This is a genomic window from Sphingobacterium sp. 40-24 (assembly GCF_001899705.1).
Classification (GTDB): domain Bacteria; phylum Bacteroidota; class Bacteroidia; order Sphingobacteriales; family Sphingobacteriaceae; genus Sphingobacterium; species Sphingobacterium multivorum.
Genome location: NZ_MKWH01000026.1, coordinates 112,558 through 126,228, shown reverse-complemented (window position 1 = coordinate 126,228; position 13,671 = coordinate 112,558). Strand labels below are relative to the sequence as shown.

Here is a 13,671-nt window from a genome sequence, read left to right as displayed (position 1 = left end):
TTTCAATATTTGCATCCAACTTGCACAATAACAAAAAGCGTTTTAAACAAAGTGTAGCGTACTTTCAAGGAAATTTATAAAGCTATTATCCGAGTATATTAACAGGTTTTGCAATCCCATAAAACACACTTTTTCAACCGTTTACAGCAAATTCCATAGCATCTTAAGTTATACTGGGAGATTATTCGTCGAGCTGGGTAGGTTTATTATTGCGTGCGAAAAAATATACCGGTACACCGATTAATACAAGGATAAAGCCGGGCCAGGTATATTGTGGCTTATAGATAATTAATAATACACAAAATACAGTACCGATCAGCAGGTACAAGATCGGAGTGACAGGAAATAGAAATGTCTTATAGGAACGTTCCAAATCAGGTCTCCGGACACGTTGAATAATAACACCCAACACTGTAATCATATAAAATATAACAATAACAAAAGATATCATATCCAGCAAGTTGCCATATTGTCCGCTTAGACAAAGTAATGAAGCCCAGATCCCCTGAAGCCATAATGATCGTGCAGGCACATCATATTTGTTATTGGGAATCGCCTGTTTCAGAAACAGTCCATCTTTTGCCATGGTCTGAAAAACACGCGCTCCTGAAAGCGCAAGTCCGTTCACACAACCAAAGGTCGAGATCATGACCAAAATTGCCATCGCTACCGTGCCACTATGTCCCAATATTTTTTCAGCGGCTGCAATAGCTACCCGATCATTGGCTGCAAAAGCAATTTCCTCTCGATTTAATGCCGCCAGGTAAATGTAATTACAACTTATATAGAGCAACATCACCAGGCTCGTCCCGATAACCAATGCCCGAACGACATTACGCTGTGGATTGACAATTTCCCCGGAAACAAACGTTACATTTTCCCAGGCTACACTGCTAAATACAGAACCTACCATGGCAGCAGCTAATGCACCCATCAGTACGCCGCCCGAGATCTGCGACCAGCCTGTACCTTTCAAATTTTGAAAAGAGTCCCAGCCATAAGCCATATTTTCTGAAAAATGATTTTCTTTAATCAAAAACAGACCACCTAAAATCAGTAAAATCAAGGCAATAATTTTTGCTGAGGTAAAGAAAGATTGAACAGCTTTTCCACTCTTGATCCCTCTTGTATTGATATAAGTAAGGAGAATAATAACACCCATAGCAACAATCTGTATCCAGGTAATCTTAAACTCTCCACGCTGAAATAACGGTGCTGCATCATTTAGCTGAGGAATGAGATAGGCCGTAAACTTACCAAAGGCAACAGCTACAGCTGCTATAGTCCCCGTTTGAATAACTGTAAATAAGCTCCAGCCATATAAAAAGCCGATTGGCTTCCCAAATATTTCTGTCAGATAAGTATATTGTCCACCAGCCTTCGGATACATCGACGACAATTCGCCATAGGAGATTGCCGCCGCAACAGTGGCCAATGCGGTCAATAACCAAACTATCGCCAACCAATATCCGGATCCCAGCTGCCGCATCATATCACTCGATACAATAAAAATACCGCTTCCGATCATTGACCCCATGACCAGCATTACTGCATCCCACAATTTTAATTGACGTTTCATCATAACTTAAGCTTGGTTTTATATGGCGTTAAGCTAAGAAAAAATAATCAAAAAAAAGCTGCCCTTTCCTACATCGCATCAAAAAGTATTTCTCCTTTTCGAATGCCTGTAGTAAAGGGCAGCTCCTTTGGGTAAGATGATGTCTCTAATTGTTACTCAACACCATACTGTTGTTTATACGATTTTTCTAAATCGGTCACTTGCTGTAGCAATTGTTTTTCCGAAGTAGAGGCTAAAATACTCTTATAGGCTCCCAAAGCACGTAAAGCCGTTCCAATATTGGAATATTCAAGCTCAGGTTTCGTTTGGGCAATATCTTGGTACCAACGCATATTTTGGGTCATAAACTTCAAATTGCGGTTTACGATCTCATTCGCACGCTTCGTTTCACCAGTTTCATACAGCACATTGACAATTGGAATATAGCCTAAAATATCGCGCATTAAATAAACACGTTTTGGCATTTTCTCGTACGTTTCAACAGCGACTTTGCGCGCCTCATCCTTATGACCTTCCATCATCAACTGTGTCGCTGTACCACCCATTACGGTATTTGTAATCATGGTAATCATGCGGTAAGATTCAGGATCCAGGTACGAAGCATGTGCCATATTACCCCATTGGTATTTCGTTGTAATGTCTTTATAAGCAGACTGTGTATCAACCAATGTACCTTCCGCCCCGGCAGGAGTTGCAATCGGCATTAAACGCAGTGCAAAGCCCTCTTGGACCAGATATTTATCTAAACCAAGGTAGTTATCATTTGGAACTGTTGCCGCAAAATAAATTGGACGTTTCCAATCGTTATTCAACAATACGTTTAAGATTGATAATTCTGCCCTAGAGATATAATTTCTATTGTAGGTCCAGCTCATGGTATCGACAATAGATTCTTGCCAAGCTTTAGGAACGACATTATTTTTCAGAACAGATTCTTTATTCACCGGAAGGCTAAAGTTTTTGGTTGGCAAGAAGTTTTCAAACTTACCACCTCTCAATTCCAATTTGTTCTTCTGGTCGTCAGACAATAAAATCTGCATGATCAAATCCAGATCCACATGTCCGGGAACCTTCATATCCTGATAATAAAGCACTTCGCGAACGCCTTTTTTGAATTTTTCGTCATCGATATTGATCGGTAAACCTTCGGCCTGATTCACTTTTTGCTTCATCTGGCGCATATACCAGTCCGAACTCAATAAACTTAAGTTCACCACGCGTACATCTGGACGATAATTTTCAACTTCCTGTACATACCACAAAGGATAGGTATCATTATCGCCGTAAGTAAATAAAATCGCATTCGGTGCACAAGATGCTAAATAGTTTTTCGCTAAATCACGTGCAGTTGTTTTCTCCGAACGATCGTGATCATCCCAGTTTTGGAAGCCCAGCAATACCGGAGCACCCAATAAACAAGCAACTGTAGCAGCACCGGCCGCTACTTTACCATCCACTTTTTTGCTTAAATAATCCGCGATAGCGAAAACTCCAAGCCCGATCCAGATGGCAAAGGCATAAAAAGAACCTGCATACGCATAGTCACGTTCCCGCGGTTGAAGCGGGCTTTGATTTAAATATAAAACAATTGCTAATCCTGTAAAGAAAAACAACAGCCCTACAATTCCCGCATCACGTTGTCTCTTTCCAAAATGCCAAAAGGCACCGATTAGACCGATGATCAAAGGCAAGAAATAATATTTGTTATTCGAAGGATCAGTCTTCAATGAATCTGGAATGGCATTTTGTCCACCGACATGCATTTGGTCTACAGGTTTAGCACCTGAAATCCAATTACCTTCTGTGAATGATCCTTGACCTTGTTGGTCATTCTGACGGCCTGCAAAATTCCATAAGAAATAACGTCCGTACATGTGTCCAATCTGATAACTGAAAAAGAATTTCAGGTTATCGCCAAAAGTCGGCGACTGTCCTTCCGGGATTTTTAAGTAATCACGATAATATTCAATATGTCCCTGATCTCGTGAACTGTAGACACGCGGAAAAAACATGGTTTTATCGTATTTATAATCCATGCCGTTCTCCACTTTTGTATACTTGTCCTTGTCTTTTCTGTACGTATACGTCGGCTCGGCATCAACTACCTGCGCATCAAATGTAGGTCCGTTTAAAAGAGGCTCACTTGCATATTGCTCACGACCAAGATAGCTTACAAAAGAAAATGCATTATCTGGATCACTGTTATTTAACGTCGGATTTGCTTTTGCACGTACCATAATCATGGCAAAAGAGCTATAACCAAAAATGATAAATGCTGCACTGATCAAGATCAGATTTAGCATCGGTTTGACCTTTTTGATTGAATACCAGATACCATATACGAAAAGAGCCACCGCTAAAATCATGAATAAGTTAAATCCAGTACCGAAGCCCATTCCCAGACTATTCACAAAGAACAGGTCAAAATAGGCTGCCGCTTTAACGGTGTATTGAATGATACCCCATAAAATGAGCGCCAAAACAACGACACCGATCAAGAAAGCTTTGATGGCTCCTGATGACGTGACTGTTTTCGAACGTTTAAAATAGATCACCAAAGCTATTGCCGGGATCACCAAAAGGTTCAATAAGTGAACACCTATAGAAAGCCCCATCACGTAAGCGATAAAGATCAACCAACGATCTGAACCAGCTTCATCGGCGTGGTTTTCCCATTTTAGAATTCCCCAAAATACAACCGCCGTACATAAAGAAGACATGGCATATACTTCGGACTCTACCGCTGAGAACCAAAAGGTATCCGTAAATGCATAAGCCAATGCACCAACAGCGCCCGAGCCGAATATTTTGATTAAATCGGTTGATGTATATGATCCATCAACACCCTTTACAACGATTTTCTTTGCTAAAGCTGTAATTGTCCAAAATAAAAACAAAATGGTCAGACCACTACATACCGCCGATCCTACATTCATCCAGAACGCAATTCGTGTAACATCTCCACCGGCAAGGTTTGAGAATATATTTTGAATCATTAAGAATAAAGGTGCTCCTGGCTGGTGCACAATTTGAAGTTTAAAGGCTGAAGCGATAAACTCGCCACAGTCCCACCAGCTCGTCGATCGTTCGGCAGTCATGACATACGCTAATGTTGCTATTAGCGCACATATCCATCCTAAAAGATTGTTGATTTTAGTATAGTTCATAAAATGATAACTGTAAAAAGTATTATAATACGGCTCGAAAATAAGGATAAGTTAATAAGAAATGAACTTTATTCTGATTTTTTAACACATATTAATTGAAAAAATTTCATTACGCGATCTAATATTGGCGACAAAGAAAGCACGTCCAAGTATACTTGTACACTTTACAACGTGTTGATGGGATCTCCTTACCGAAAAAAAAGGTTAGCACACTGAATTTTCAGGAGCAAACAAAAATTATTTCTTTGAAAATCAGCCCTAATACACTTTTGAGTTCATTTTTATTTGCAGAAATAAGAATAGTCCGTATATTTGCATCATCAAATGTGAACGACATCATCACGATAGCAATCACTTTTGAATTGTTTGTCCGATAGTATAAGGGTAGTACAACAGTTTTTGGTTCTGTTTGTCTTGGTTCGAATCCAGGTCGGACAACAAACAATAGAAAAGGCTTGCAAATGCAAGCCTTTTCTGCGTTATATGCAAGGCTTATTATTTATAAAAGGGTTTAGATTTTTTTAAATTTACATTTTGATTTTTAAAACAAATCTCTATCTTTGCGTCGTCAAAAAGAGAAAAGCGGAAACGTTGACTTTTTAGAGACATTGTCCGATAGTATAAGGGTAGTACGACAGTTTTTGGTTCTGTTTGTCTTGGTTCGAATCCAGGTCGGACAACTTTTAAAGTTAAGGTATATGGATTGTGAAAACAATCCATTTTTTTTAATGTTTAACTTTAAAAAACAGTAAGGGAATAAAAATATTGAATAAACGACAATACAATAACCCAACATAAATATACAAAACCATGCCTTTGCAATTCAACACGGTTAAACTATTTGCAGGTTCTGGCACTACAGAACTAGCCGAAAAAATCGCACAATCTTACGGGAAACCACTAGGAGACAAAACATTATCGCGTTTTAGCGACGGTGAGATTCAACCATTCTACAATGAATCAGTTCGCGGAAGTGATGTATTTATCATCCAATCTACCAACCAACCTACCGACAATCTTTTTGAATTATTATTGATGACAGATGCAGCGAAGAGAGCTTCAGCGCATTATATCACAGCGGTAGTCCCTTACTTTGGTTTCGCAAGACAAGATCGAAAAGACAAACCAAGAGTTGCTATTGGCGCAAAAATGATCGCCAATCTGTTGACTGCGGCTGGTATCCACCGTATCATGACAATGGACCTACACGCAGCACAAATCCAAGGTTTTTTCGATATCCCTGTTGACCATTTGGATGGTTCTATCATTTTTGTCCCTTACATCAAATCGTTAAAACTTCCGAACCTAACGATTGCTTCCCCAGATATGGGTGGCTCATACAGAGCGCGTACCTTTGCTAAATTTTTCAATGCAGAAGTTATTATCTGTGACAAACGTCGTAAACGTGCAAACGAAATCGAATCGATGTCTATCATCGGTGACGTAACAGGTCAGGACGTTGTTTTGATCGATGACATCTGTGATACTGCTGGTACACTTTCAAAAGCAGCAGCACTTATCATGGAAAATGGTGCAAAATCCGTAAGAGCCGTTTGTACACATGCAGTGTTATCCGGAAAGGCATATGAAACAATTGAAAACTCGGTATTGTCAGAAATGATCGTAACAGATACCATTCAATTGGATCCAGAAAAAGCAAAACAATCGACTAAAATTAAAGTATTATCAACGGCTGATTTATTTGCAAAAGCAATCACCAGTGTAAATCAACACTCTTCAATCTCTGATTTATTTGAAGTAGAATAATCTTTGCGTTTTAGATCCTAGATATTGGACCTTGGTACAGAAAGCATTCAGCTCAATGGCCAAGGTCTTTTTTTTATAGCTTTTTTATCTCGTACACAAGTTAACAATTGATTTATCTCAATTCCTATATTAGCAGGGGATTTACAGGGGGATTACAAGGGGATAACAGGGAAATAACAGGGGTTGATATTAATTTGGTCATACATTAGGGTAAACAAGTAGCCATGAACAGGCTTAGTCATGAACAGGCTTAGTCATGAACATGGAAAATCGAAAACATGGAATAAGTGCCTGTTCCCGAACGAATAGCGGTGGTATTTTTTTGATAATATCAGAAATTAGATTATCTTTGCACCTCAAATTTATAAAAAATTAAAAGATGAAATCAATTGCTATTAGCGGTTCTGTAAGACAGAACGTAGGGAAAAGAGATGCAAAAGAATTGCGTTACCAAGGTTTAGTACCAGCAGTACTTTACGGTGGTGCAGAGCAAACCGCTCTTTCTGTATCCGCAGCTGATTTGAAACCAGTTCTTTACACTGCTGACGTAATCATTGTAGAATTAAACATTGATGGTCAAACTAAAAGAGCTATCGTTCAAGATGCACAATTCCACCCATTAACTGACTTAGTTACTCACATTGACTTTTTAGAATTATTTGATGACAAAGAAGTATCATTAAATATTCCTATCAAATTAACGGGAACTTCTCCAGGTGTTAAAATGGGGGGTAAATTAGTTCAAAAATTACGTAATTTACGCGTAAAAGCATTACCTGCAAACTTACCACAAGAAATTGCTGTACCAATGGAATCTTTAGAAGTTGGTAAATCAGTTCGTGTAGGTCAAATTCAATTGGAAAACGCAAAAGTATTGAACAATGCTGATGATACAATCGTATCAGTAATCATGTCTCGTGCATTGCGTCAAGCTGAACAAGAAGCAGCGAAAGCAACTAAAGGTGGTAAAAAATAATCTGAACAAGATTTTTAAAATACTACAGAAAGCACCGAAATTCGGTGCTTTTTTGTTTATTAAAATTTCTATTTTTGCAGCATGAATTATCTTATCGTTGGATTGGGCAACATTGGCAATGAATATGCCGATACACGACATAATATAGGTTTTATGGTTGCCGACGAGCTTGTTAAACAGGCTGGCGCCAGTTTCTCCTTGCTCAAGTTGGCCTACTATAGCGAATTTAAGCAAAGGGGCCACAATGTCACTGTGATTAAACCTACGACTTACATGAACTTAAGTGGCAAGGCCGTCAACTACTACATGCAACAATGCAAAGTTCCGATTCAGAATGTATTGGTAATTGTGGACGATCTGGCCATTCCATTTGGCTCGTTACGCATGAAACCCAAAGGAAGCAGCGCCGGTCATAACGGACTCAAATCCATTGAGCAGCTTTGCGGCAGACAGGTTTATCCGCGCTTACGTTTCGGTATTGGCGATAATTACCCGAAAGGTAGACAAGTCGATTATGTACTAGGCCCTTTTGACAAAGAGGAACAAGCTCAACTACCGGCTTTAATTGACCATTCCGTTAAAATGATCCAGAGTTTTGTCAATATCGGCATCGAGCTGACGATGACAAATCTGAATACAAAATAGTAAACGTTTCTGAAGCTCATTAATGTAATACCCTATATTGGTATTGATTTATAACAAAAAAAGACCGATTTAAATCGGTCTTTTTTATCTTTTACGAAGAGAGCCTTATATTAGTTACTACTTTCTGCGCGGGCCTTTTCTTTTCCAATCTCCATTTTAATGATGCCGCTTATCCTCTCTTTTAATTTTCCATTAGTATCCTCACTACCTTTAAACTCATTCGCCTTCTTGCGGGTCGTAACGATAATAACCCCATCTTTGCCGGCATTTCCATATAATGCAGTCGCACTGCTATTTTTCAGGATCTCCATGGATTCAATGTTCTTCGGGTCAAGTTTATCCATAACACCCTCAGCCTTTATCTCCCCATCAACCACAATTAATGGATTGACTTTTCCATTATAACCACGAATACGAACAGACGGAAAATCAGTACCAATAGACTCATTCGCTGAATTATTCCCCAACAATCCCAATACTGTGTTAGAACTTATCCTTTTTGATTTATCCGAAAAAACACCAAGTTTCGCGTCATCTGATTTCTCACTTTTCTTATAACCAACAACAGTAACAACCTTTTCATCCTGTCCTTCGTTTTTCTTATGTCCAACAACAGAGACTACTTTATCTCCCTTTTTATCTTCCTGCCCAATGAAACGAAACTTATTATTCACCTTATCCGGATTTTCACGGGCCCATTTTTTTGTCGTCATAACTAAAACACCATTCTTCGCATCCTCACCATATTTCTTAAGCGCTTCAGCACCATTCCAAACCGATAAAGTCGCTATGTCTTCCGGTGTCAACGCCAATTCCTTCATCATTTTTTGATCTGCTCTCTTGCCATCAATAACATATACCACATCAGTTGACTTTTCATTCGTTAGCTGATCATCAAGATACGTCACCCCTATCGTAAGACCTTTGAGTTTGGTCATATCTTTACCAATATGAGCTCCTTCCTTCAATTTCACTTCAAGGATACCATCTTTTCCCACATCTTCACCATACTTATCAATAGCAGCCTTACCCTGTAATACGGAGACTGACGCTATATCATTTGGATCGATATCATCCACAGTAAACGTTTTTTCCTGCACAATACCATTCATAACACAGCGCAATTTCTTTTGCGCTATATCCGAATGTTGTTGCATCTCGACAGTATTGGCCAAAATTGCTCCGCCAGCAATATCAATTGAAGACTTCGTCCGATACTTGATCAGATCACTATCATTCGAAAACCAGTACTTTGCCAGTTTTCCTTCAGGAATAGCCAAAAAATCTGCTTTAGAGACCAATTTATTATCCACAAAATACTTTTGATCTTTGGAGAAATCAATAGCGGATCTCTTGATTTCCTTAAAATCTCTTGTCTCCACTTGATTTGCTTTAGCCAAAGTATCCGTTAACGAAGTAGCCTTCATATTTGATTGGTCTGTCTGAGATTTTAAATCAACTGTTGGCAACGGAATAGGTAATACAGTTTCATTTGCCTTCTCAACTACACCCTCAATACTACCCTCCGCTTTACTTACTGTAAACGCTGCTCCTGTCAACAAAAATATGGGTAAAAGAAAGGCGTATTTACTAAGCTCTATTTTCGATGATCGCTTCTTGTTCATCATCATAATACGACGTTTTAAAAGTTTAAAATTAAATTGATTGCTCAATCCTACTGAAGTGCCCTTTTTGGACACATTCAATAGGCTGTATTGGTACGTCTGCTTGTCAATTCCTTTATCGAGAACCTGTTGATCAGTCAGGAACTCCAAATTTTGGCGAACGGCCCTGCGCATGAGCCAGACGAAAGGATTGTACCAACAACACACCAATATCGTTTCAAACAATAAAATATCCAAACTGTGAAGGCCTTTCACATGAATATCCTCATGCTTAAAAATATCTTTTAGCTCAGCATCCAGATGCTGGTCTTTGTTGACATAGATTTTATTCAAAAACGAAAACGGAACAATAGGAATCAGTACATTCCGAAATAGATACGTCCGCCATTGATCGGACCTCGAATTCAGATGAATTCGCAATAAACTCAATAATTGAAATACAAATTTTAATAACAATAAAACAGCACCGGCCATAAATACGATTTCCACCAACCTCCCTAATGTCAGCTGCTGTTGAACCTCCGGTTCCATCATATAAAGCGAAATTTGCTCGCCTACGACCCCCATATTCAATCCGCGCTGTACAAACAAAGACTTTAAATCCAAAAATGGATACAGGAAAGCAAATAGCCCCCCTACTAAGAAGTAGGCTCTATTTAAAAAATAGAACGTCAAGCCTTTCAACAGTCCGATATATCCCAGATAGATAATACCCAACAACAGGTTGACTTGTATAACATAGGTTAGTAGACTTTCCATGCCATTAAGATTTATTATGCTTAATCATGTCCATGATCTCCTTTAACTCATCGGCGGTCAGTTTTTCTTCCTGTACAAAAAAGGAAACCATTTCCTTATAGGAATTTTTGAAATAATCGCCCACAAAGGAATTCATAAACTTAGCCTTATAATCTTCCTCACTCACCATCGGCTCATAGCGTTTGGCATTGGCGTAGCGTACTGCCTTCACAAAATCCTTGCGCTCCAGATTTTTTACTGTCGAAGCCAAAGTCGTATAAGGCATCTTCTCTCCTTTTACATTATCCAAGATCTCTTTTATAAAACCTCCATTGAGGCTCCAAATCGATTGCATTGCCTGCTCTTCCTGTGCTGTTAATTTTTCCATGTCTTTATCTTCCTTTTTCTAATCTATCACTAATCTACGAATAATTCGTAAATACCAAAAATATTTTTTCCTCTCCTGTACGCATCTAACCCAAAATAGAGCCTTCCTCAACCCTCAAAAAAAAGAAGTGGCTCATTTCTTGCGTATTTAAACTCAAATCCGACGAATATAAGTTAGCTGGCAAAAAATTTGTTATACGTTTATTTTAATTCTAAATTCATTCATAAATCGCTTCATCAATTGAAAGAACGGGAATTTTCACTGTATAAAATTGATAGCAATCAGTCGCACCATTCACTCCAAAAGGAGATGGTTTAAACAAATACAAGAAAGATAAATGGCCAAAAATATCAAAGCGATCAAATGTCCGCATTGTGGTAGTATAAAAATCACCACACTACGCCCCGATTATTACAAATGCGATAGTTGTGGAACAGAATTTTTTCTGGATAGTGATGACATCAATATCAACCACAACTATAACTACCCACGCAACAACCAAGATCAATATAAAGCCATACGGATTGTATTATTTGCTGTTGTGGGCTTTATTGCGCTGATGTTTGTCATTGGAGCCCTAAGTGCTCTATTTTCCAAAAAGCCAGCGTCTAATTATTCAACTTACAGCACTTCCAATACAGCAGAGAAAAAAGAAGAAGCCCAACCGCTGGAATGGAATTACGCAAGTAACACGCTATTTTTGGATAAAGATAATACGCCACATATCGTCGTCGTCGGTAATGTCGGAACCTTCAGGGGTCGAATGGACGAAGGCAAGGACAATAAGGTTTATATTGGGCTCTTCGATCCAAAAACTGGTAAGAAAGAATGGGTTAAGACTTTGATGGAAACTCCCGTCGAACTGTCGAGCAGCGACGTCAAACTTCAGGTATTTGAAGATCAGCATCTTTATATCATCGTCAAATCCAAATATATTTATCAGCTGGACAGAAATACACTCACTTATAAAAGTGTCCTAGAGAACTATGTAAAAGATGCTCCATCTTTAAGCACAGGCATCGCTAAAGTTGAATTTAAATACGAAGACTATGGCTCTGCCTATCAGATTGTCAACAATGAAGGACAAAACCTAGCTTATTACCCCTTAATTAACAAATCTATTCCCGATAAACAACTGTACGATGAAAGAAGGAAAAAGCTGCCCAACCCAACAACAAAAACGGAATTCACCTTTTCAAGTAAATCAAGTTATTACCCAGAAGAAAAAATTCAGTTAATCCAGTACAGCTACCAATATCAATATGGATTTCCCAAAGATAGCCCACGCTTTTCCTGGGATAAGGATTACGGCGGATCAGGTATTTTTACCGACCGCGATCCATACAAAAAGGTCTTGATAAATCCATGGCAATTTAAAGGAGCCCGTCTGATCAGTTTCAAAGACTTTACACCGGGCAGACTTTACTTCCAGCCCGTAGTGGTTGCTCAAAATGACAAAACACTTCTCATTGCGTATAAGCCGACACCTGCTGAGGACGACCCCTTACAGATCCAGTTGCTGGATATAACAACGGGGGCCATACAAAAAACGATCAGCACAGACCTAAAGTCCATTTATGGAAATGGATGCCTGTTAAAGGATGGTTTTATTGTAAAAGACGGGAGCAACTATTATTATTTTGATAATAATGGCAAACAAATCAACAAGTTTGAAGGGTATAACCCCAAATTCGACACACTAAATTAAATACTATGGGACTATTTAATCTTTTTAACAACCAGCTTTCTGAGATCATTGAGTGGAAAAACCAGGATCCCCGAATATTATGGTATAAATTTCCATCTGAAAGGAATGAGATCAAAAATTCCAGTAAGCTGATCCTTGCTCCAGGGCAGGGCTGCATCCTCGTCTACGAAGGAAAAGGTGAAAACTTGCTGACCGAGGCAGGCACATACAATCTGAAAACGGACAACCATCCATTCTTTACTACTTTAGCACGTTTGCGGCAAAATTTTGAATCAGAACATAAGCTCTACATTTACTTTTTCCGTACAGCCGCTATTGTCAATCAATCTTGGGGAACGGGAACACCTATTAAATATATCGACCCCCATTACAATTTACCGATAGAAATCGGCTTGAATGGTACGTTCTCTTACCTCATCAAGGAACCTGTACATTTCTATAAAAACATTGTGGCGAATCAAAATACGGTTAACACAGCTGTTATTCAAGACATCATCAATAATCGGATCCCCCAACAAATTATCGCGCAGATTGCACAAAAGAAACTGGGTTACAATGAGATTGACAGTCAACTGGGATTACTTTCCAACGACATCAAGACCGCGGTTACACAAGACTTTAATGACCTTGGTCTCGACATTACGGATTTCAAAATCCTAGGAACTCAATTTGATGCCAATACACAACGAAGAATTGGAGAAATCGCCGATTTAAGCACACAAAATCAAGCAGCGCTACAGGCAGGTCTGAGCTATGTTGAATTAGAAAAATTACGGGCACTACGCGACGCAGCTAAAAATGAAGGCGGAATTGCTGGTGTAGGTGCACAACTGGGAGTCGGTATGGAACTCGGAAAGCAATTCGACCTTCAAAAAGAGGAGATCAAAGATCATATTCAGCAAGAGGGTGACTTTGTCGAGAAACTCCAAAAGCTACAGCTGCTGCTTCGTGAGAATATCATTACCCAAGAAGAATTCGACACATTAAAAAAACAGATTCTCAATAAAATCTAGTGTATTACGGGAGATTCAACCTTAAAAGTGATAGCTATCCCATGAGATATTTTAAAATGTAAATC

Annotated in this window: 9 protein-coding genes; 5 read left to right on the top strand and 4 right to left on the bottom strand. The window is 38.9% G+C overall.

What is annotated here, in order from left to right:
• Positions 1 to 181: 181 nt before the first annotated feature.
• Positions 182 to 1,582, bottom strand: coding sequence for an APC family permease (locus tag BGP15_RS10730; RefSeq protein WP_353681984.1), 1,401 nt, complete (start codon positions 1,580 to 1,582; stop codon positions 182 to 184).
• A 149-nt stretch (positions 1,583 to 1,731) separates the two neighbouring features.
• A complete protein-coding gene (locus BGP15_RS10725) occupies positions 1,732 to 4,746 on the bottom strand; it encodes a glycosyltransferase family 117 protein (protein WP_286769493.1) in 3,015 nt (1,004 codons plus the stop codon).
• Between the two features lie 810 nt (positions 4,747 to 5,556).
• Between BGP15_RS10725 and BGP15_RS10720 the strand changes: the two genes are divergently transcribed.
• The 3 genes from BGP15_RS10720 (at position 5,557) to pth (ending at position 8,134) form a co-directional block, all read left to right on the top strand.
• Positions 5,557 to 6,513, top strand: coding sequence for a ribose-phosphate pyrophosphokinase (locus tag BGP15_RS10720; protein ID WP_046672755.1), 957 nt, complete (start codon positions 5,557 to 5,559; stop codon positions 6,511 to 6,513).
• A gap of 379 nt (positions 6,514 to 6,892) precedes the next feature.
• A complete protein-coding gene (locus tag BGP15_RS10715) occupies positions 6,893 to 7,489 on the top strand; it encodes a 50S ribosomal protein L25/general stress protein Ctc (RefSeq protein WP_286769492.1) in 597 nt (198 codons plus the stop codon).
• 81 nt (positions 7,490 to 7,570) lie between these two features.
• Entirely contained in the window at positions 7,571 to 8,134 is a 564-nt protein-coding gene (gene pth, locus BGP15_RS10710; RefSeq protein WP_286769491.1) for an aminoacyl-tRNA hydrolase, read from the top strand.
• Positions 8,135 to 8,244: 110 nt separating this feature from the next.
• Here the strand turns inward: pth and BGP15_RS10705 are convergent, their stop codons facing one another.
• Both BGP15_RS10705 and BGP15_RS10700 read right to left on the bottom strand, forming a co-directional pair.
• Positions 8,245 to 10,518: a M56 family metallopeptidase gene (locus tag BGP15_RS10705; protein ID WP_286769490.1), complete on the bottom strand. Its 2,274-nt coding sequence runs from the start codon at positions 10,516 to 10,518 to the stop codon at positions 8,245 to 8,247.
• A 4-nt stretch (positions 10,519 to 10,522) separates the two neighbouring features.
• Positions 10,523 to 10,885: a BlaI/MecI/CopY family transcriptional regulator gene (locus tag BGP15_RS10700; protein WP_075994224.1), complete on the bottom strand. Its 363-nt coding sequence runs from the start codon at positions 10,883 to 10,885 to the stop codon at positions 10,523 to 10,525.
• A 337-nt stretch (positions 10,886 to 11,222) separates the two neighbouring features.
• Here BGP15_RS10700 and BGP15_RS10695 point away from each other — a divergent pair, with 337 nt between their 5' ends.
• A complete protein-coding gene (locus BGP15_RS10695) occupies positions 11,223 to 12,593 on the top strand; it encodes a hypothetical protein (RefSeq protein WP_112374864.1) in 1,371 nt (456 codons plus the stop codon).
• A gap of 5 nt (positions 12,594 to 12,598) precedes the next feature.
• Positions 12,599 to 13,606: an SPFH domain-containing protein gene (locus BGP15_RS10690; RefSeq protein ID WP_286769489.1), complete on the top strand. Its 1,008-nt coding sequence runs from the start codon at positions 12,599 to 12,601 to the stop codon at positions 13,604 to 13,606.
• The last annotated feature ends 65 nt before the right edge of the window (positions 13,607 to 13,671 follow it).

What these genes read in the sequence shown, in the direction of transcription:
- BGP15_RS10730 (WP_353681984.1), bottom strand. Translation starts at nt 1,582, where the DNA reads ATGATGAAACGTCAATTAAAATTGTGGGATGCAGTAATGCTGGTCATG.
- BGP15_RS10725 (WP_286769493.1), bottom strand. Translation starts at nt 4,746, where the DNA reads ATGAACTATACTAAAATCAACAATCTTTTAGGATGGATATGTGCGCTA.
- BGP15_RS10720 (WP_046672755.1), top strand. Translation starts at nt 5,557, where the DNA reads ATGCCTTTGCAATTCAACACGGTTAAACTATTTGCAGGTTCTGGCACT.
- BGP15_RS10715 (WP_286769492.1), top strand. Translation starts at nt 6,893, where the DNA reads ATGAAATCAATTGCTATTAGCGGTTCTGTAAGACAGAACGTAGGGAAA.
- pth (WP_286769491.1), top strand. Translation starts at nt 7,571, where the DNA reads ATGAATTATCTTATCGTTGGATTGGGCAACATTGGCAATGAATATGCC.
- BGP15_RS10705 (WP_286769490.1), bottom strand. Translation starts at nt 10,518, where the DNA reads ATGGAAAGTCTACTAACCTATGTTATACAAGTCAACCTGTTGTTGGGT.
- BGP15_RS10700 (WP_075994224.1), bottom strand. Translation starts at nt 10,885, where the DNA reads ATGGAAAAATTAACAGCACAGGAAGAGCAGGCAATGCAATCGATTTGG.
- BGP15_RS10695 (WP_112374864.1), top strand. Translation starts at nt 11,223, where the DNA reads ATGGCCAAAAATATCAAAGCGATCAAATGTCCGCATTGTGGTAGTATA.
- BGP15_RS10690 (WP_286769489.1), top strand. Translation starts at nt 12,599, where the DNA reads ATGGGACTATTTAATCTTTTTAACAACCAGCTTTCTGAGATCATTGAG.